Raw genomic sequence first — 22,029 nt, 5'->3', positions numbered from 1 at the left:
TCAAACCTCCTTCTCCTTTAATCGCAAGTAACTCAAAAACCAAAAAATTAACGTTAATATTATGCCGGTGCCACATAAAATCTTAAGTATATTAATTTCATATTGTTGCCAAAATCCAATACCTACCACGATCGTGTCGCTCGTTGCGCGGTTCATAATAAAAACAACTAAACCTATCCAGCAGGCAACATAGATCATAACACTGATGGCTGTTTTGATGTAGTGAAAATTCCTGAAATAAATCGATCCCAATAAAAACAGACTATTTAGCAGAAACGGCAAAAAAAGAAAAAACTTTGTCGGTTTCGGAAACGGTTGATTAAAAAAATAAACGATATTATCGATCACGACCTGCGTTCCGTCTTCTTGCGCTATCGACATGGTTTCCGTGGCAAAAGTTCGTATATAGGATACAAATGCAAAATCGATAAGGTAGAACAGCAGAAAATAAGAACCTATTGTCAAGATAACGGTATAGACTATACTTGCCAGAAATTTTTCCAACTTGGAAGCAGGAATCAGCAATTCGATAATCGCCTTTGGCTTTTGTCCCAGATCAGCGAAATAGCCGCTAGAAATCATAGTTAAAAATAAAAGACCTAAAAAGATGAAAATAAATGGCCTGAAACTGAGCGTGGCCGTCCAGCTGCCATGCCCATAGGTTAATTGTTCGTTTATATTATAACCATAGAATGCAGCAATTACACCTGTAACAACGGCCAGAGAAATAAGATAGATCTTTCCAAAGTTGATCCATTCCCGGCGTAACAGAAGGAAAAACCGATTGAAATCAAATGTATTATTCATGATGAACGGTATTTAAAATTGAAGTTATGTTACCTTTTTTTGCGAGAACCGCATTAAATAGTAATTCCATATCCAGCTTCGAATCCTCAAGATTGCTATTAGCGGCAATAACCTGATAGCCACCTAATGCTTCTTCTGCATATAATACAGTGTCATCAAGCTCCCTTGTTTTTTTGAAAGTGAATGCTGCCGTTATTTCATCAATAGAAGCATTCAATGCTACTTTCTGTTCGTCTAAAAGAATAACCGCATCGATCAGATTATCCAAATCACGTACCTGATGCGTAGAGATAATAATGCAGCGATCTTCCGTCATAGCCGAGGCCATTATTTTGCGAAACTGCGCTTTAGATGGAATATCTAATCCGTTTGTTGGTTCATCCATGATGATTAATTTCGCATTGGTCGCCAATCCAAAGGCTATAATGTATTTCTTCTTCTGCCCGTAGCTCATCTCCGAGAGCTTCTGCTGAATAGGAATATCAAATTCCGAAAGCAACCCATTTAGGTAAGCATGATCAAAATTAGGATAGAACGGTGCATTGACTTTCACATAGGTTGAGGATTTCACAGACGGCAAATGAAATTCTTCTGGGATAAAACTAATCTGTTGTAAAAGCGAAGGCTCGCGCTTGGTGGGATTATGCCCGAGCACCTGCAATGAACCGGCAGATGGATAAACAAGACCCGCAATATTTTTCAACAAGGTGGATTTGCCTGCTCCGTTTTTTCCGAGCAAACCATAAATATGCCCTTCAGTAAGTTGCATATTCATGTTCTTAAATAAGGGCCTGGCCTTATTGTAATTGAAATTCAGGTTTTGAATAGTTATCATACTAGTGTACTACTTAAATAATACACTAAGTTATAAAGATTATTTTAATTTTCAATTTTTATAATAAAAAATGTTTTTTGCCCTTCAATTTGTCTATTGTCATTAAAATGTCTTTTTTATGAAAACATTTGCACTTAGTGTATAAAACACACTATATTTGTGTCATCATAATTTAGGTTTATAATTGGTTAGTAAAGGTTTTCATTCTCCCCGTTTGAAAACCTTTCTTTTTTCTCAATATTCCCTTCATAATGCTTAAACCAGTAGATATTAATCTATTTTACAGATGCCCCTGATGTAACCCGTTAATCTGTTTATTGGCTTGTACATCTGAATCACCCCCCTTCTCTTGGAAGAGATAAGCCGTAAAAAACTACATTTAAATGAAACCATAGTCTTTAGGTAACCATAAAAATTACGGAATAAATTAATAAAAACCGAAAATTTTATTGAAAAAACATATTCGCATTGATAATAATTTAAAAATTCTAGAGGTTTGATGAAAGAAACTAGTACACCTTTGATATACTATCTGGTGTGCACGGTAAAAAAACAGATCCAAGTAAACATTAAAATTAAAACCGTATGAAAAGATTAGCAATACTAATCATTGCCTTATTTGCACTAAGTGCGTCACAGGCACAGATCTTAGATCCCGTAAAGTGGACATTTGCAGCTAAAAAGACAAAAAAAGGTGAAGCAGTACTCCTTTTCAAAGCTACAATCGATAATGGTTGGAATATCTATTCACAATATATCGGTGAGGGAGGTCCTGTTCCAACTTCATTCAGCTTCACACCATCAAGCGATTATCAACTCGTTGGAAAGGTTCTCGAACCTACTCCGAACAAAAAGTTTGAAAAAACGTTTAATATGCAGGTGTTATATTTCACCAAAGAAGTCGTTTTTCAACAAAAAATTAAATTAAAAAAGGGTCAGACAATAGTCAAGGGCACAGTTGAATTTATGGTCTGCAATAACGAGCAGTGTCTCCCTCCTGATGAAAAAGCTTTTGCAATTAGCATCAAATAGTTCATATCACAGATGAACAGCTCCGCAACATTGGAAGACTTACAAAGTTAAATCTTGAAGAGTTATTCGGATATTAAGATTTTTCATTCTAGCTATTAACAAAAGAGCAGCCTAATATGGTTTGCTCTTTTGTGATATATCTTATTCGAACGGTCGTTTTTTTTACTAAGCGCTGATACTGTAGACAGCAGACTAGAATTTTATTGACTGGAATCGTATGGACAACCAATCAAAACTTGATATGCTGAATCCTAATAGCATTAAAAATAGCTAATAATGCAATCCCTACATCAGCGAAGACCGCTTCCCACATCGTAGCTAATCCTCCTGCTCCCAAAATTAGGACGATAATTTTCACACCAAATGCAAACGAAATATTCTGCCAGACGATCTGTTTTGTTTTTTTTCCAATATGTATAGCGAGTGGGATTTTAATAGGACGATCATCTTGAATAACAACATCCGCCGTTTCTATGGTTGCATCTGACCCTAACCCACCCATAGCAATACCCACATCGCTTAAGGCGACTACAGGTGCATCATTAATACCATCTCCAACGAAAGCTATCTTAACGTTATCCTGTTTTATCGTCTTAAATCTGTTCACTTTATCTTCCGGAAGAAGATCACCAAATACCTGATCAATACCTAAATCTTCTGCTACCTGCCTAACTATCGAAGATTTATCGCCACTGAGCATGGTAACGTGTAATTGCATGTCATGTAACCGATCAATGGTTTCCTTTGCATCCCCTTTTATTTTATCAGCAATCGTCATATAACCGATATAAATACCGTTGAAAGCAACAGCTATTGTGGTATGAGCTATCGAATTAAGATCTGTATCATATTTAATCTGCGCACTATCCAGCAGCCTAAAATTCCCGACTAATAATACTTTATTTTCGACTATACCTTTGAGACCATAGCCAGCTATTTCTTCTACACGCTCCATGTGAATACTTTTATCTATTTCTCCAACATATTTGTGAATGGCTGTAGCGACAGGATGTGTACTATATGACTCAAGTACGTTTATATAGCTTAAAATTTTGTCACGATTGATAACACCATTGAACTGCACGTCTTGAACATCAAATACCCCTTCTGTCATCGTACCGGTTTTATCCATTACTACATGTTTCAAGGAAGCCAATACATCTAAAAAATTTCCACCTTTAATCAAAATTCCATTTCTACTGGCTGCACCTATCCCTCCAAAATACCCCAGTGGGATAGAAATTACCAGCGCACACGGACATGATATCACCAAAAACACCAACGCTCTATACAGCCAATCCCGAAACACATAGTCATCAACAAAAAGAAAAGGAAAAAAGATGATACTTATTGCTAAAAAAACAACAATAGGTGTGTATATTTTGGCAAATTTGGAAATAAACAATTCAGTCGGCGCCTTTTGAGAAGAAGCTTCTTGCGTTAATTGAAGAATCTTGCTGAGTTTGCTGTCTTCGTATACTGCAGTTACTTCCATTTGAATGGCAGTGTACAAGTTAATCATTCCCGCAAGCACCACATCTCCTTTATTCTTCCCTTCGGGCTTACTTTCACCAGTTAAAGCCGCTGTATTGAAAATAGCTTTATCACTGCTCAAAACACCATCTAATCCCAGCTTCTCGCCTGGCTTAACCTGAACCCTGTCTCCTACGTTTACTTCAGCTGCTTTTATTTTCGTCCAATCGCCATCTCGATAGACTGTTGCTTCATCGGGACGTTGATCCAATAACATTTTGATATTAGCCTTCGCACGCGTAATTGCCAAGCTCTGAAAATTTTCACCTATTGTGTAAAACAACATAACTGCGACTCCCTCAGGATACTCGTTAATCGCAAATGCGCCTAATGTGGCAATACCCATCAAAAAAAACTCGGAAAAAAGGTTTCCTCGGGATATACTACCTACCGCTTGTTTAAGAACAGGTAAACCAACCGGGATATAAGCAATTAGATACCCAAAAAAACGTATCGTTCCATTAAACCAAGACTGCCTAACATAATGATCTAAACCGATACCGAAAAGCAGAAGTATTAAACTGATAACAGCAGGAACAAAGAGATAAAATGTACTCATGGATTCGGAATGCTGATGACCGTTATCGCTGTGGTCGCACGTATGGACACAGCAGGCGTTATCTGCTTTGGTGTATGTACGATTTGTAGTTTGACTACAAATCGTACATACACCATCAATATAATTATGTTTATGCTGCATAGATCACTTCATTTTTTTTACGATATTGATTTTTATCCTATTACGAAGTTACTGATCTTAAATGAATAAATACAGCGATTAGAAATGCATTGTCCACAGCGAAAATTACGTTTGGGACATAAAGGTACGATCGTGCGTTATTTTTACAACTCTACAGGATAGTAGATTTTACCGAAACCTTCCAACTCGATTAAATCTGTTTCCTCCTGTTCAAAAATACCAAACACCGCTGATCCGGAGCCAGACATCGACGCATACAGTGCTCCTTTTTCATAGAGCTTATGCTTTATCTTTTCAATCAACGGATACTGCCGAAACAGACCCAATTCAAAATCATTTGTTAAATAATATTTCCATTCTTGGATAGGCAAACGGATAACACGTTGAATATTTATCGTTGGTGTCTGCGGTGTAATATGCTGATATGCGTTGGCTGTTGATATGTGAATATCGGGTTTGATAATAATAATACGATATTTGGAAAGATCCAATTCTATTGGGGCAAATGTTGTTCCGGTTCCGCTAGCAAAAACTGGCCTGTTTTGGATAAAAAATGGACAGTCGGCGCCCAGTTTTGCAGCGTAACCTTCGAGCTGCTCGGTCGTCAAATCCAATTCGTTTAATCGGTTCAATAAAATCAGTACCTGAGCCGCATCAGAGGATCCTCCACCCAAACCAGCTCCAATAGGGATATTTTTCAACAGGTGAATGGAAGCCGGCTTAAGATCAAAATCAGCACGAAGCAGCTGATATGCCTTTTCACAAAGATTAATACCTCCGTGTGGTATATAGAGACCATCCAATCGAAAGGAAAAGGAATCCGACTCTGTAATTTCAACGACATCGTATAACTTTACGGGATAAAAAACCGTCTCGATATTATGATACCCATCTCCCCTTTTTTTTGTAATATGAAGACCTAAATTAATTTTGGCATTAGCGAATGAAAGCATAAATCAAAAATACAATGCAATTTCGGATTTCATTTAATAAAATCATTTTTTTTTGTCATAAAAATGCCCCCAAATCGTGTCTAACTTTTTGGGGGCAGTGTCATTTGAAACAACCTCTTTTTATTTAGAATAAATGTATCTTATTTCTTCTCTCAGATTATAACGTGAAGCCATTACTTCGCCATAGGCACCCGCTGTCCGAACAGCAATCAAATCACCTCTTTTTGATTCAGGAAGGGGGACTTCCTTGCCAAAGCAATCCGAACTTTCACATATAGGCCCGACTACATCATAGTTGATTGTCTTTGCATATTGGTCGGCTCCTACTTTTTCAATTTTATGATATGCTTGATAAAGAGCTGGACGCATTAATTCCGTCATTCCAGCATCTAATATCAGAAAATGCTTTTTGGTCCCACTTTTGGTGTACAATACTTTGCTTACTAAACTTCCACATTGTGCTACCAAAGCACGGCCTAATTCAAAATGAACCTCTTGTTGCCCATTACGATCCAAAAATTTATCAAACACATCAAAATAGGCTTCAAAATCGGGAATAGGATTTTCATCAGGAGCATGGTAATCAACCCCTAAGCCTCCCCCTACATTAATTACTTTAATGTAAGTACCTCGCTCTTCAAACCAGCTTTTCCATTCATTTACTTTCACACATAGGCTCTTAAAAACATTCATGTCCGTAATTTGAGATCCTACATGAAAATGCAATCCAACCAGATTAACGTGTTCGCAAGACCTCAAAACAGCTGCAGCCTGTTCTAATTCAGAATTTGGAACTCCAAATTTATTTTCGTCTAAACCTGTCGTAATGTAATGATGTGTATGAGCGTCTACATTGGGGTTGATGCGCAAAGATACATTTGCCTTCTCTCCTAAGTCAGCTGCTAACGCATTGATTACTTCAAGTTCCTGTATAGACTCCACGTTAAATGCAAAAATTTGATACTTTAATGCGGCTATAATTTCTTTGTCTGATTTACCGACTCCAGCAAAGGTAATCTTGCCAGCGTCAAAACCGACATCAATGGATTTTTGAACCTCATTACCACTTACACAATCGGCACCAAATCCTTTCGATTGAATAATCGACAATATTCTGTCATTAAAATTTGCCTTCAGCGCATAGTGGATATGAAAATTACGTTTATCAGCCGCATTTTTTGCGGCATCCAAAGTTCGTTCTAACAATGTTAGATCGTAGTAATAAAAAGGTGTTTCAACCCCTACTAATTTTTCTACTTGTTGATCGTCAAACAGCATTCCTTTTTTATCTTAAAATAATCTATTATGTAAAGAGCGCAACGCTTCCGTTTTGTGTTTAGAATCCAGCAATATCGACACGTTATAATCGGATCCTCCGTAAGAAATCATTCTAACGGGAAGATGTTTTACCGCGTCCAAAACACGCGCAGCATACCCATGTGTATTAGCTCCGAAATCACCTACCACACATACAATAGTCTGTCCTTCATCTACTCCTACTTTACCAAAGCCTTCTACTTCTTTAATAATCTCCAACAAATTGCTCGTATCATCAATGGATAAAGATACTGCTACTTCGGATGTTGTAATCATGTCAATCGGAGTTCTATATCGCTCAAAAATTTCAAATACTCTTCTCAAGAAACCGTAGGCTAAAAGCATGCGCGTGGAGTGGATATGTATGGCAGTAATACCATCTTTGGCAGCAATAGCACGTATAGAACCTTTCTCTCCTCCATTTTTTGAAATCAATGTACCCTTAGCCTGAGGATCCATTGTATTTAATAGACGCACCGGTACATTGTATTTTTGTGCTGGGAATACACTTTGTGGATGTAAAATTTTTGCCCCAAAATAGGCTAACTCAGCAGCTTCATCAAAGCTAAGGTTCGCAATCGGCTTTGTATTAGTTACTACCCTGGGATCATTATTGTGCATGCCATCAATATCTGTCCAGATTTGAACTTCATCTGCTCGAATAGCTGCGCCGATTAAGGATGCTGTATAATCTGAACCACCCCGACGTAAATTATCAATTTCGCCGAATGCGTTACGACAGATATATCCCTGTGTAATGAATAAGCTATTGGACGGATACTCTGCCAATATAGCACTCAATTTTTCACTGATATACTCTATTACCGGTTCATTATCTTCATCAATTTTCATGAAATCCAACGCAGGTAACAAAACAGAAGAAACACCTATTTCGGTAAGATGAAAGTGCCATAACGTCGTCGAAAGCAACTCCCCCTGTGCCAGTATAATCTTCTCTTCGGTAGGCGTAAAAATATCATTAGATAATGACGCAATATGATTAAAATGAGAATCAATTAGTTCCTGTCCCTTCTTAAGCCCCTCTTCGGTAGTAAACAACTCTTTAATTAACTCATTGTATTTATCTTTATGCGTTTTGATCAACTGATCTGCATCATCCTTCTTCCCATTCAGAAAAGCTTGACCTATTTCAACCAATGCATTTGTCGTACCCGATACCGCAGACAACACGACGATCTGGCGCTCAGATGGATTTACTATATCCAATAACCCTTTGATACGCGCTGCACTTCCTACAGAAGTACCGCCGAATTTTAGAATTTTCATATGTGTATAATTTGACTTTTAATTGTCATATGGAATATTCAGTATACGCTATATTTTCGTAAACCTGAACATTTCATAATTTAATATTTTTTTTAAGCCTGTGAATATACTTATTACAGGTGAATTATAACAAAAAAAGCGGCACAAATGCATTAAAAAGCTTTTGTGCCGCATATTATTTATGCGGAAAACCTACTTCTTCAGATTTTCAATCAAAAGAAGAGCTAATTCTTCTCCTATACGCTCTTGCGCTTCATTCGTAGCTGCACCAATGTGTGGTGTCAAAGAGACTTTAGGATGACTTAAAATCTCTTCTCTTGGTGTTGGTTCATTGTCGAAGACATCCAGTGCCGCAAATGAAACTTTACCAGAGTTGAGTGCATTTACCAGCTCCAACTCATCAATAACTCCACCACGTGACGCGTTTACAAGTGCAACACCCTCTTTAAGAATTCCGAATTCTTCTTTACCAATGACAGGTTTGTCCAAGAAAGGAACGTGCAAAGAGATGAAGTCGGCATTACGAAGTACTTCTTCCAATGCGACCTGTTTTACGGGCACATCTACCTGTATTCCACCTGAAAGTGTTAATGTGAGTGCTTGAGGTCCATCAAAGAGATCCGAATAAAGCACATCCATACCTAAGCCTAAAGCAATTTTAGCAGTTTCTCTCCCGATACGACCAAAACCGACAACCCCCAGTGTCTTACCTTGAAGTTCGATTCCCGCTGCATATACTTTTTTCAGCCCACCAAAATTAGTATTACCTTCCACAGGCATTTTACGATTTGAATCATACAGAAAACGTACGCCATTTAATAAATGTGCAAATACCAATTCTGCTACGGAATGGGAAGAAGCTGCCGGCGTATTTACAACAGCAATACCTTTTGATCGCGCGTAATCAACGTCGATGTTGTCCATACCTACACCTCCACGACCGATCACTTTAATATTAGGACAAACATCAATTAATGCCTGTCTTAGTTTCGTAGCACTACGCACGGTCACTGCATCATATTCATTTAATCGATTTGGTAACTCGTCTTGTGGAATATGTACTGTATCCACAATGAAGCCTGCATTTTCTAATATCTTTTTCCCGATAGGATCAATCCCATCATTCGCTAAAATTTTCATCTGTATATAATTACTTCGTGAGCTCACAAGCTCGGGTTATTCCTAAAATGTGATGAAGCTATCAGATTTATTCTCCCCATTATATGGTCTGAAAAATCATGATAGTCTCATATTGAAAAACTATTTGTGTTTTTCTTCAAATTCCCGCATTGCATCTACTAATGCGTTAATAGATGTGATACTTAGGGCATTGTAAATGGAAGCCCTAAAACCTCCTACCGAACGATGGCCTTTAATACCGATCAAATTACGTTCTTTAGCTAAAGCTAGAAATTCAGCCTCTAAATCCGGATTATCCATTACAAAAGTGACGTTCATACGAGATCTATCTTCTACTGCAGCCGTACCTTTAAAGAAAGGGTTGCGATCAATCTCTTCATATAATGTACGGGCTTTTACAATATTTTCTCGCTCGATCACGGAGACCCCTCCTTTGGCTTTTAACCAACGAAGATTCAACATCGACACATAAATTGAATATACTGGAGGTGTATTGTACATGGACCCTGCTTTGATATGTGCTTCATAATCAAAAATAGCGGGTAGGCTACGTCTACTTTTACCTAAAATTTCGTCTTTGATGATGACTAACGTGACACCGGCTGGTCCCATGTTTTTTTGTGCACCAGCGTAGATCAAATCATAATCGGACACATTTATCACACGGCTCAGTATATCGGAAGACATATCCACTACAGTAGGAACCGAAGCGTTTGGTTTGTCAAAAACTTCCGTTCCATAGATCGTATTATTAGAAGTATAATGGAAATAGGCTGAATCTGCCGGAACTTCAAACCCTTTGGGAATATAATTATAGTTTTTATCACTTGAGGAAGCTACAATTTCTATTTGACCTATTTTTTTTGCCTCTTTAGCTGCTTTTGTAGCCCATACGCCAGTATCAAAATAAGCAGCTTTACCACCTTCTGGCAATAAATTCAACGGAACCATTGCAAATTGCTGACTTGCACCACCTTGCAAAAATAATATCGAATAATTTTGTGGCACATTTAGCAATTCACGTACTAAACGTTCTGTTTCTATTACCACTTCTTCGAATTCTTTGGAACGATGAGATATTTCTAAAATTGACAATCCCGTATTATTAAAATCCAATACTGCTTGAGACGCTTCTTGAAAAACTTCTTTAGGTAAAATACATGGACCTGCACCGAAATTATGTTTCATTTTTAAGTGTTGTTTTAAGGTGAAATTTTAATCACAAATTTACACTTTATTTTGTGTTATTTTAAATGAAATTAAATTTTTATTATCAAATATTCAAGTTTTATCACTTTTTTATAAAACATTGACACTTCGTGACAAGTACAATCTTTTGAATATTAAACCTAGTACACCACTATTTTTCATCGATAACTGAGAAATTTCAGTTCTTATTCATCACGAAATATTAATGCCAAAATTTAAAGATTTCATCTAAAAAAATCGTATCTTCGCATGCGAAGTGCCTAAATTAGGGCACTTTGTTTAGTTTTACAGAAACCAGGTAAATATGGCTGAAGAAACAGAAAATGAAAACAATTTAATGCCTGCTCACGACAGGATTGTTCAAATTAATATTGAAGACCAGATGAAAGCTGCTTACATCGACTATTCGATGTCAGTAATTGTCTCTCGTGCTCTTCCTGATGCAAGGGATGGATTGAAGCCGGTACACCGCCGTGTTTTATACGGCATGTTAGATCTAGGTGTTACATCCGGAAAGCCTTATAAAAAATCGGCTCGTATTGTAGGGGACGTATTAGGTAAGTATCACCCGCATGGTGATTCATCTGTTTATGATGCAATGGTACGTTTGGCACAAAATTGGTCAATGCGCTATCCTCTTGTCGATGGCCAAGGTAATTATGGATCTTTAGATGGTGACCCGCCGGCAGCAATGCGTTATACTGAAGCCCGTCTTCGCAAAATTGCTGAAGAAATGTTGGCCGACATCAACAAAGATACAGTGGACTTTCAGCTTAACTTTGATGACTCCTTAGAAGAACCGACTGTATTACCGACACGTATCCCTACCTTATTAGTAAACGGAGCTTCCGGTATTGCCGTGGGTATGGCTACAAATATGGCTCCTCATAATTTAACAGAGGTCATCGATGGAACCATCGCCTATATAGACAATCGCGAAATCGAGGTTACTGAATTAATGCAATTCGTAAAAGGCCCTGACTTCCCAACGGGTGGTTTGATCTATGGACATCATGGTGTAAGGGAGGCTCTGGAAACAGGCAGGGGGCGTATAGTAATGCGGGCAAAGGCTGAAATCGAAACCACAAAATCAGGTCGCGAAATCATTGTCGTCACCGAAATTCCGTACCAGATCAACAAAGCTGATATGATCAAGCGAACAGTGGATTTGATCAATGAAAAGAAAATTGAAGGTATTTCAGAAATACGTGATGAATCCACACGGGATGTCCGGATAGTGTACGAGATAAAACGTGACTCAAATGCAAATGTTGTCTTAAATAATTTATATAAACATACCTCATTACAGACTTCATTCTCTGTAAACAACATTGCGCTTGTAAAAGGAAGGCCAATGTTAATGAATCTGAAAGATATGATTCATGAGTTTGTAGAGCATAGACACGAAGTCGTAATTCGTCGTACAAAATATGAATTAGCTGAAGCAGAAAAACGTGCTCACATACTCGAAGGATATTTAATTGCACTAGATCATCTAGACGAAGTCATCAAATTAATACGTAGCTCGGATACTCCGGAAGATGCACGTATTGGATTGATGGAACGTTTTGGATTGAGTGATATCCAAGCTCGAGCTATTTTGGATATGACATTACGTCGTCTTACAGGACTGGAACGTGATAAGATCAAAGAAGAATATGCGGAATTGATGAAGACTATCGAATATTTGAAATCTGTATTAGCCGATGAAGGTTTACGTATGCAGATCATCAAAGACGAACTCGCTGAAATCAAAGAGAAATATGGTGATGAACGTCGTTCAGTAATCGTACACTCTGCCGAAGATATGACGATGGAAGATTTTGTAGATGATGAGGAAGTCGTGATCACGATATCGAATAACAGTTATGTAAAACGTACCCCATTGTCGGAATACAAACGTCAGGGACGGGGTGGTAAAGGAGCAATCGGAACGAATACACGAGACGAAGACTTTACGGAACATATTATTACAGCCACAGCACATAATTATATGTTGCTATTTACCGAATCCGGACGCTGTTTTTGGTTACGTGCATTCGAAATCCCGGAAGGAAGCCGTACCTCACGAGGTAGAGCATTGCAGAATATTATCAACATTCCGAAAGAAGAGAAAATTAAAGCCTATATACTAGTGAAGAATCTGAAAGACCAGGATTATCTGGAAAACAATTTCATCATTATGTGTACAAAAAAGGGAACAATCAAAAAAACTTCTCTAGAAGCCTATTCTCGTCCAAGAGCAAATGGCATTAATGCAATCAATATCAATGAAGGAGATCAATTGATCGAAGCATCTTTGACAAGTGGCACAAGTGAAATCGTAATGGCTTTACGATCAGGTCGTGCTATTAGATTTAATGAATCAACGGTAAGACCAATGGGTAGAACAGCAACAGGAGTTCGCGGTATTACATTAGCTTCAGAAAAAGATGAAGTAGTTGGCATGATTAGTGTTGATAATTCTGAAGCAACGGTGTTGGTTGTCTCCGAAAAAGGGTATGGAAAACGTACTGATATAGACGATTATCGTGTTACAAACCGTGGCGGTAAAGGAGTAAAAACCATAAATGTTACCGACAAAACGGGGGAACTTGTAGCAATCAAAGGTGTCACCGATCAAGATGATTTGATGATCATCAACAAATCCGGTATCGTGATTCGTATTGGTGTAGAGACATTAAGAGTAATGGGTAGAGCAACACAGGGTGTAAGATTAATTACATTGAAAGACAGTGATGCAATCGCTTCCATCACCAAAGTTGCTCGTGAAGAAGAAGAGGACGATATTCCAAATGATCTTACAGATCAGGATTCAGAAAACACCGAATCTAACGATCAACATAATGATAAAACTGAAGAATAATAAGATTATGAAAGCGTTTACAGCTTCACTATTATTTTTAACTATTAGCGGAACTGTTGTAGCTCAATCCAATTACAAGGAAAGCTCCAACAGTTTCGCCAAATATTCGAAAACTGGCGAGTTAACTCACCTTGAAGGTGCTAAGAAGTTTATTGATGCAACGTATAAAACGAAGCGCGACTCTTCCAATACAAGAGTGAATCTATTACGCGCGATGATTTATAGCTCAATGGCTTACTCCGACTCCACACGTAAAATCAAAAATGACAAAGATCCAATAGAGATTGCAGCGAATGCTTTATCACGAATAAAGCCTAAAGATTTAAATAAATCCCAAGGAGAAGTGGATTATATAAAACAGAATCTCGCTGCAGCTTATATTTATAAAGCAAATAAATCCATTGAAGGAAAAAAATTTGAGGATGCTTATTCTGATTTTCTACAAGTCGAGAAATTGGGATCAAAGGGAGAAGATGTAACCTATAACTTGGCACTGTTAGCTAGCCAGACGAATAAAATAGATGACGCTGTATTCTATTATAAAAAATTAATAGACAGTACAAATGCTGATGCTAATAAATACTTGGAATTAGCAAACCTCTACCATAAAAAGGGGGAAAACCAACTGTATCTGAACACACTTCAGACTGCTAGGACAAAATTTCGTGACAATAAAGATGTTCTTTTCCAGCTAATAGAAGTCTATGCTCAAAACAAATCTTATGCAGCAATTGTTCCTATTATTGACGAAACATTAAAGTTTGAACCTGAAAATATCCAATTAAATTATCTAGCTGGTTTCGCAAATGAAAACGAACAAAATATTGAAGCAGCAAAGAGGTATTACACAAGAGTAATCCTGTTGGATGATGGTAATTACGATGCGAATTTAGCGTTGGGCTTGATTCACCTAAATGCATTTTTGAAAGATAAAAACAATCTTGAAGCACAATACGATGCACAAAGTCATCTGTTGAAAGCGAACGAAATTAAACCCTACGCTGTAAATACACTCAAAGGATTGGTTCTATTTTATGAAGCAGCTGATGATGTGATACAGCTAGACAGAGTTAACATGTTATTAAATCAACTTTCGAATAATTAATAGTACAATAGACATGAATTATTTAAACAAAGCAATAGTTCTTTCCGTATTGATAGCAGCAGGAGCATCTACGGCTTATTCACAAAGTAGTAACGTAAAAAAGGCAGCTACTAATATTCAAAAACTTGAAGAATTTAAAAGTGCAGGCAGTGCCGAATTAGGTAAAGCAAATCTGACGACAGCAAAACAAGCTATCGATGAAGCCAGTGTGCATGTTAAAACTAAAGATTTGGCAGATACATGGATGTATTATTCCCTGGTATATGCTAATATTGCTATTCTTGAAAAAAGTAGTGAAGCGGCTACAAAAGCAGTAGCAGGTATTGCAAAAGCAAAAGAATTAGATAAGGACAATAAAAATACCGCAAACATTGAAGCCGCCGGTCAATTGATAGGTCAATACAATTTTAATGAAGGTGTGGGATCCTGGGAAAAGCAAGAATTCAAGTCTGCTTATACATTCTTCGATGAAGCCCTGACCTATTTACCAGGAGATACTACATTAATTTATTATTCGGGATTAGCAGCAATACAATATCACGATTTTAATAATGGCATAGAAAAATATAAGCAGCTGTTAGATAGAAAGGATTTTTCAGCGCATAAACTGGTAGTAGTCGATTTACCTAAATTATACTTATCGTTGGGAGATACTACTTCTGCTATTGAATATGCAGCTCAAGCGGCTCAAGCCTATCCAAATGATAACGATGCTGTAATTCAAAATATTGAATTAAACCTAATCGTTGGAAACGAATCTAAAATTGTTTCTGAAATTGAAAATCAATTAACTAAAGATTCTCAAAACAAAAGATTGTATTATTATTTGGGTATCGCATATTCGGCTGCTAATGATTCTCAAAGGGCTTTAGAAGCTTATAAAAAAGCGATTGAGATAGATCCAGATTATGCAGATGCAAACTTGAATGCTGGGGTTGTATTAATAAACTCGATTCGTGAAGAATTGCAAATCATTAACGAAGACAAAACGTTAAACAACAATCAATATACTGAAAAAGTAAATGCACTAAAAGAAAAGATTAAGCCAGCTGAAGTCTACTTTACAAAAGTAATTGAATCTGATCCAAAAAACGAAAGTGCATTGAGAGGACTTAAAGGGCTTTACGATTTCACACAGGATGAAGCCAAAGGAAAAGTTATTCAAGACAAATTAAATGATTTAAATTAATAAAAACAATAAGGTGTATAAAAAAGGAGAAGGAGATGCCAATTGGCATCTCCTTCTCCTTTTTTATACATTGCTCAGTGCAGAGGTAATCCTATGTATTCTAAAAATGGCTATTTTATAGTGTAGAGGTGTATACAGAGCAAAAGAAAGTCTTATAAGTCCTCTTCACGGTGCTAATATTCTACATAGCGTTAGGTATATTTTCGCAAAATTGAAAAAACACTAAATTACGACCAACAAATAAAAAATCCCAAATGCCTTGACATTTGGGATCAAATACGATATATTATAACATGTATTTCTACAACAATATTACCAGTAAATAGTATATAAAGCTATTGTAATAAAAGTAACGATCAATGCTCCAACAATAAAACCGGGATGCATTCTAAACATTTTGACATCAATCTCAAGTCCTTTCGGTACTACTCCGCGCGCATTTTCAATTTTACTAATAATGATCATTCCAATAATACAAATGATAAATACAAAACCCATACGATCTAGAAATGGAATTTCATAAAGACCACTAGTAGGACTAATAACAGCAAAATTCATCGAACTTAAAAAGGAAAGATCGACATATCCTGGCAAGAATTTGAAGAAGATTGAAAACAAAAAACCACCAATAGTTGCAAATAACGCTGCATTGGATGTTGTTTTCTTCCAAAAGAATCCTAAAATAAACATTGCAAAAATACCAGGAGAAACAAATCCGGTATACTCTTGAATATATTGAAAGCCTCCTTTTTTATCGATTCCCAAATGCGGTGCAATAATTACCGCTAAAATCATGGATACGATAATGGTAATTTTACCGACATTTACCAATTGTCTCTCCGAAGCATCTTTATTGAATACTTTTTTATAAACATCTAAAGAGAATATTGTTGCAATACTATTCGCTTTACCGGCTAAAGAAGCTACAACTGCAGCTGTAAGAGCGGCAAAAGATAATCCCTTCAAACCTGTAGGTAACAGATTTAACAATACGGGATACGCTCGATCTGGATTGGTCTCTCCTGCTTGAAGCATTTCTTGTTGAAATAACCCGTCTTTCCACAACACATAAGCAGCAATACCTGGTAGTACGACAATAATAGGCATCAACAGTTTTAAGAATGCAGCGAATAAAATTCCGTTACGGGCAGTTTTAAGATCCGCTCCTAAGGCTCTTTGCGTAATATACTGATTACATCCCCAGTAATTAAGATTAACGATCCACATACCACCTACCAACACCGTCAACCCAGGTAAATCGAGATAATTTTCGTTATCGGGCTCCAATATCATGTGAAAATGTTCAGATGCTTTATCCGTCATAATTTGATATCCTTGCAGAATTCCACCTCCACCACCAAAATGGTCAGAGACCAGAGTTAATGCTAAATAGGTCGTAGCCAAGCCTCCTAAAATTAAAAAGAAAACTTGAATTACATCGGTGTAACCAATTACCTTCATCCCACCTAACGTAATAATAATAGCAAATACGGCAATTGCATACATACAGAACGTGAGGCTAATCCCAGAAATACTGCTCACGGCAAGCGCACCCAAATAAAGAATAGATGTCAGATTAACTACTACATATAACATAAGCCAAAACACAGCCATAATCATGGCAACAGTGCCATTATAACGCTGATTAAGGAACTGTGGCATCGTAAAAATCTTATTCTTCAGGTATACTGGAATAAAGAAAATAGCTACTACAATTAATGTAATTGCAGCCATCCACTCATAAGTAGCTATCGCTAAGCCCATCTTGAATCCTGAACCGCTCATACCGATAAATTGTTCGGCAGAAATGTTAGATGCGATAAGAGAAGCTCCAATTGCCCACCATGTTAATGACCCCTCAGCTAAAAAGTAATCTTTCGACTCTGTTCCCTCGGTTTTCACGTTTTTCTTATAATAAACCCAAAGTCCATAGGAGGCAACAATCACAAAATAAATCAGGAACACAATGTAATCTTGTGTACTTAAATAATTATTCATTGGCTTAATTTGATATTAGTTTAGAGTTTAAATGTAAGAAAATGTTTGGACTTATATAAACCTATTAATTAAATTTTCAAAATATTCTTGATGCTCACTAATTGAGTTAAGGTCACCACATACAATCTATCCATCCTAATTGCGAAAGACTCCACAAAGTAACCAGCATTTCAAATATCTAAATACTGGTTACTGTTTTATTATGCAAATGCCCTATCTCCTTTTTGATAAGGGTAATCTCCATCAAATTTACCCGGAATCTTTACATATCGTAATGCTTGTGTCATTCCTACTTCAGAGGTAAAAAAGCCGATAAGCGTTAGTTGCTTCAGCATTGTAAAGAAGTGATTGGGAAGCTCATCTAAATCATTAACTTTATTGGCACTTTGATTTTGCTTATTTGTCGAATTCTCATTTTGGTTGGCTCTACTATCCTGCTCTCTTGCTTTCTCTTTCTCTCTTTTCTCTTTTTGATAATCCTTCGCTTCTTTATCCAATGTATTTACAAATTGTAGACGCTCTTCCTGTGTCAATACTGCAAATTTCTTATTAAATGCTTTTTGTGAAATTTCATCTACTTTGGATAACCCTTCTAAAAACGATTTTTGATCTACTGATGTATAACAATCTCTTATCATTATCGGAATAAAAGCACCAACATTTGCATCTTTCGCTCCCGGAGTTGAGGTACGAGGTAAAACAGCCTCTGCCAATTCGTTTAATAAATCCACATTAGTTTGCTCAAATAATATTGCTATATCTTTAGAAGATGGTCTTGTACATCCTTCTAAAAATAAATTAGCACCGATTACAGATCCACCTATAATCATCGCAACTCGCTGTATTGCTTGTCTTCTGTTCATCTTTTTTAACTATTAAAAAGTATAATTAATCTCCCAGCCCGTACGGTACGTTCTTTTGACAAATTGGTTTACATCATCAAAATTAGTAACGCGCATCTTATCATTATCCCACAATAATTTTAACCCACGACCTGGGTATCTATTATTGATTTTCAAATCAGATCCTCTAATAGCCAAATTAGCCATTAATAGTGCTTCCGTCAAAGGACCGGCAATTTCAAAAGGTGAAGACATCTCCATATTACCGTAACCGGCAAGACATCCTTCTACCCACTGTGCCCAATGCCCAGATGCACCTCCTTCTACTCGGGCATATTTTTGTTTTACTTCTCTATATTTTTTATCCGTTGGCAATAATCTTGGATTATCGGCATACGTATCTGCCAAAATCTTACCTTTTTTTCCGATAAACAGAATACCGTTCCCACCATCACCAAACATTTCATTTGGTCCTAATTCTTCCGGTCTCGGTGGTTGAATACCACCGTCCATCCAATGAATTTTTACATCACTTTTAGTTTTTGCTGTTTTAGGAAAAGTCAATGTTGCATAACTAGATGGAGGGCATGATTCTGGAAAATATCCGCGTTTGAACTCATCCACATATATCGATCCTACACTTGCTTGCACGTCTTTCACATACTGTAATCCATAAATACTAAATGGAGCTTCCATATTATGACAGCCCATATCACCTAGTGCCCCCGTGCCATAAGGCCACCACCCCCTCCAATTAAATGGAACCAGTTTATCAAAATAATCAGTCTGTGGTGCTGTACCTAACCATTTGTCCCAATCCAATGTATTCGGAACTTGTGCTTTTTGAGCGGGCCAAGAAATACCTTGTGGCCAAACCGGTCTATCTGTCCAACAATAAATTTCTTCCAAATCTCCGATAAGTCCCGCATCAACCCACTCACGCATCTGACGCACGCCATCCCCAGATGAACCTTGGTTACCCATCTGCGTCACTACTTTATATTTTTTGGCGGCATCTGTCAAAACCCTTGCTTCCCAAACATCATGAGCCATTGGCTTTTGTACGTACACATGCTTGCCAAGCTGCATCGCTGCTAAAGTTTGTATAGCATGGTTGTGATCTGGAGTAGAAATTGATACCGCATCAATATGTGCATACTCTTTATCCAACATTTCCCGGAAATCGGTATAAAACTTTGCTTTAGGAAAATTCTGAACCGAATTCTTCGCTCTTACGGTATCTACATCACATAGATAAGCAATATTCGCTTTTCCACTTTTGAAAAAATTATTTACATCCGATTGTCCCATTCCTCCGACACCGATCGATGCAATTTGGAGCATGTCGCTTGGCGCCCTATATCCCTCGCCTCCGAGTACATGTCTCGGTACTATAGTAATACCAACCGCTGCTATGGCTGCTTTCTTTATAAAATCTCTTCTACTTTCGTTTGTTTTGTCCATGTTATATAGGTCTAATTGCGTATAATTACAAATTCCCTTTTTTTAATTCCGAAACAGCAAAGTCTACAGCTCTAGCCGTCAAAGCCATATACGTTAACGAGGGATTTACACAAGCTCCTGATGTCATACTTGCACCATCTGTAACAAATACATTTTTTGCATCCCAAACTTGATTATACTTATTTAAAACCGAATTTTTTGCATCCGTACCCATACGCGCCGTACCCATTTCGTGAATCCCCATACCGAAGGCATAATCATTATCATAGGTATACACATCTTTCACACCTACTTTTTCTAACATTTCCTTCATCTCCTCTGCCATATCTTTACGCATTTTTTTCTCATTGTCTTTTAGCTCCATATCCATAGACAATACCGGCAAGCCCCATTTGTCTTTTGTATCTTTATCTAAAAAGATGCGATTTTCGTGATATGGTAGAATTTCACCAAATGCAGTAAACCCGACTGACCAATTACCAGGTTCAAGCATAGCATCTTTCCAGTCTCCACCTACACTCATCTCTGCTACTTCACCCGACCAACGCCCGCGATTCGCAGCTCCTTGATATCCAAAACCGCGTACATATTCGCGTTGCTTTGTGTCTCCATCCACGTTGACAAAACGAGGAACATACAATCCGGTCGGTCTACGTCCGAAAATATACTTATCTTCATATCCCTCTACTGTTCCACCGGCACCAACCCGGAAATGGTGATCCATTGCATTATGTCCCAATTCACCACTGCTGCTTCCCAGTCCATCTTCCCACACATCGGTGGCAGAATTCATTAATACCCAAGTTGAGTTAAACGCAGAAGCACATACAAAAATCACTTTAGCAAAAAATTCATAGGTTTGATTTGTTTCCGCATCAATAATTCTTACACCTTTAGCTTTCTGTGTATCCTTGTCATAAATAATCTCAGTAACAATAGAGAAAGGTCGCAAGGTTAGGTTACCTGTGGCCACTGCAGGTGGCAATGTCGAAGACTGTGTACTAAAGTATGCTCCGAAATTACAGCCTAACCAACACTGGTTTTGGTACTGACAATTGATACGTCCGGTATGTGGTTTAGTAATATTAGCCGTTCTTCCCATGATGAAATGACGTTGACCACCATATTCTTTCTTTAATCGTGAAGCAAGATCTTTCTCGACAATGTTCATATCCATAGGAGGCATAAACTCGCCATCGGGCAATACGGCTAATCCATCACGATTACCCGAAATCCCGGCCCATTTTTCGGCGTAGCTATACCAAGGAGCAATATCTGCATATCGGATAGGCCAATCTGTACCATGTCCATCTTTTAAATTAGCCTCAAAATCAAGCTCTGAAAAACGGTAACTTTGACGTCCCCACATCAAAGATCTCCCTCCTACATGGTACCCTCTAAACCAATCAAAACGCTTGATTTCTGTATATGGACTTTCTTTTTCATTAACCCAGAAGTCCAAATTTTTCTCATTCAATGGATAATCACGTTTTAATACCGGATAATCTGCTTCCATTTGTTTTGTACGACCACCGCGATGTGGGTATTCCCATGTCTCTTTATTCGCATGATAATCCTTAACATGTTCAACATTCCGACCACGTTCCAACATAATGGTTTTTAACCCCTTCTCCGTAAGCTCTTTCGCAGCCCATCCTCCACTGATACCCGATCCAATTACTATTGCATCATAAACATTGTCTGCCATATTTCTTCTACTAGTTTGTTTCTAACTATTTTCAATTCTGTTCT

Annotated in this window: 16 protein-coding genes; 4 read left to right on the top strand and 12 right to left on the bottom strand. The window is 37.5% G+C overall.

The window, feature by feature from the left end; genetic code table 11:
• Window positions 1-807 carry a hypothetical protein gene (locus E4F24_RS07990; protein WP_140938171.1) on the bottom strand — a complete coding sequence of 269 codons (807 nt, stop codon included), beginning with the start codon at window positions 805-807 and terminating at the stop codon, window positions 1-3.
• Window positions 800-1,642: an ABC transporter ATP-binding protein gene (locus E4F24_RS07985; RefSeq protein ID WP_140938170.1), complete on the bottom strand. Its 843-nt coding sequence runs from the start codon at window positions 1,640-1,642 to the stop codon at window positions 800-802. Before E4F24_RS07985 ends, E4F24_RS07990 begins: the two co-directional genes overlap by 8 nt.
• A 585-nt stretch (window positions 1,643-2,227) precedes the next feature.
• Here E4F24_RS07985 and E4F24_RS07980 point away from each other — a divergent pair.
• On the top strand, window positions 2,228-2,674 hold the full coding sequence (locus E4F24_RS07980; RefSeq protein WP_140938169.1) for a protein-disulfide reductase DsbD domain-containing protein: 447 nt from the start codon (window positions 2,228-2,230) through the stop codon (window positions 2,672-2,674).
• 229 nt (window positions 2,675-2,903) lie between these two features.
• Here the strand turns inward: E4F24_RS07980 and E4F24_RS07975 are convergent, their stop codons facing one another.
• The 6 genes from E4F24_RS07975 to serC all read right to left on the bottom strand — a co-directional run bounded on the left by E4F24_RS07975 (window position 2,904) and on the right by serC (window position 10,792).
• Window positions 2,904-4,907: a heavy metal translocating P-type ATPase gene (locus tag E4F24_RS07975; RefSeq protein WP_140938168.1), complete on the bottom strand. Its 2,004-nt coding sequence runs from the start codon at window positions 4,905-4,907 to the stop codon at window positions 2,904-2,906.
• 143 nt (window positions 4,908-5,050) lie between these two features.
• Window positions 5,051-5,860 (bottom strand): 4-(cytidine 5'-diphospho)-2-C-methyl-D-erythritol kinase, encoded by an 810-nt coding sequence (gene ispE, locus E4F24_RS07970; RefSeq protein WP_140938167.1) that lies wholly within the window; start codon window positions 5,858-5,860, stop codon window positions 5,051-5,053.
• A 120-nt stretch (window positions 5,861-5,980) separates the two neighbouring features.
• Window positions 5,981-7,135, bottom strand: a complete 1,155-nt coding sequence (gene lysA / locus E4F24_RS07965; protein ID WP_394344459.1) for a diaminopimelate decarboxylase — start codon at window positions 7,133-7,135, stop codon at window positions 5,981-5,983.
• A gap of 15 nt (window positions 7,136-7,150) precedes the next feature.
• Window positions 7,151-8,464 (bottom strand): aspartate kinase, encoded by a 1,314-nt coding sequence (locus E4F24_RS07960; RefSeq protein ID WP_140938165.1) that lies wholly within the window; start codon window positions 8,462-8,464, stop codon window positions 7,151-7,153.
• A gap of 192 nt (window positions 8,465-8,656) precedes the next feature.
• Window positions 8,657-9,604: a D-2-hydroxyacid dehydrogenase gene (locus E4F24_RS07955; protein WP_140938164.1), complete on the bottom strand. Its 948-nt coding sequence runs from the start codon at window positions 9,602-9,604 to the stop codon at window positions 8,657-8,659.
• A gap of 120 nt (window positions 9,605-9,724) precedes the next feature.
• A complete protein-coding gene (serC, locus tag E4F24_RS07950) occupies window positions 9,725-10,792 on the bottom strand; it encodes a 3-phosphoserine/phosphohydroxythreonine transaminase (protein WP_140938163.1) in 1,068 nt (355 codons plus the stop codon).
• A 325-nt stretch (window positions 10,793-11,117) separates the two neighbouring features.
• Here serC and gyrA point away from each other — a divergent pair, with 325 nt between their 5' ends.
• The 3 genes from gyrA to E4F24_RS07935 are packed head-to-tail and all read left to right on the top strand — an operon-like array spanning window position 11,118 to window position 15,973.
• On the top strand, window positions 11,118-13,679 hold the full coding sequence (gene gyrA, locus E4F24_RS07945; RefSeq protein ID WP_140938162.1) for a DNA gyrase subunit A: 2,562 nt from the start codon (window positions 11,118-11,120) through the stop codon (window positions 13,677-13,679).
• Window positions 13,680-13,686: 7 nt separating this feature from the next.
• Complete coding sequence (locus E4F24_RS07940; protein WP_140938161.1) at window positions 13,687-14,784, top strand: tetratricopeptide repeat protein; 1,098 nt, start codon at window positions 13,687-13,689, stop codon at window positions 14,782-14,784.
• A 13-nt stretch (window positions 14,785-14,797) separates the two neighbouring features.
• Window positions 14,798-15,973 (top strand): tetratricopeptide repeat protein, encoded by a 1,176-nt coding sequence (locus E4F24_RS07935; protein WP_140938160.1) that lies wholly within the window; start codon window positions 14,798-14,800, stop codon window positions 15,971-15,973.
• Between the two features lie 312 nt (window positions 15,974-16,285).
• Here the strand turns inward: E4F24_RS07935 and E4F24_RS07930 are convergent, their stop codons facing one another.
• From E4F24_RS07930 to E4F24_RS07915, 4 genes are all read right to left on the bottom strand, one after another.
• A complete protein-coding gene (locus tag E4F24_RS07930; RefSeq protein ID WP_140938159.1) occupies window positions 16,286-17,971 on the bottom strand; it encodes a sodium/sugar symporter in 1,686 nt (561 codons plus the stop codon).
• Window positions 17,972-18,171: 200 nt separating this feature from the next.
• Entirely contained in the window at window positions 18,172-18,834 is a 663-nt protein-coding gene (locus E4F24_RS07925; protein WP_140938158.1) for a gluconate 2-dehydrogenase subunit 3 family protein, read from the bottom strand.
• Window positions 18,835-18,846: 12 nt separating this feature from the next.
• Complete coding sequence (locus E4F24_RS07920; protein WP_140938157.1) at window positions 18,847-20,277, bottom strand: Gfo/Idh/MocA family protein; 1,431 nt, start codon at window positions 20,275-20,277, stop codon at window positions 18,847-18,849.
• Window positions 20,278-20,302: 25 nt separating this feature from the next.
• Window positions 20,303-21,985, bottom strand: a complete 1,683-nt coding sequence (locus E4F24_RS07915; RefSeq protein ID WP_140938156.1) for a GMC oxidoreductase — start codon at window positions 21,983-21,985, stop codon at window positions 20,303-20,305.
• Window positions 21,986-22,029: the final 44 nt, after the last annotated feature.

The sequence above is a fragment of the Sphingobacterium lumbrici genome (assembly GCF_006476045.1).
Taxonomy (GTDB): domain Bacteria; phylum Bacteroidota; class Bacteroidia; order Sphingobacteriales; family Sphingobacteriaceae; genus Sphingobacterium; species Sphingobacterium lumbrici.
Note: the sequence above shows the minus strand (reverse complement) of the source record. Positions and strands in the feature narration are given on the sequence as shown.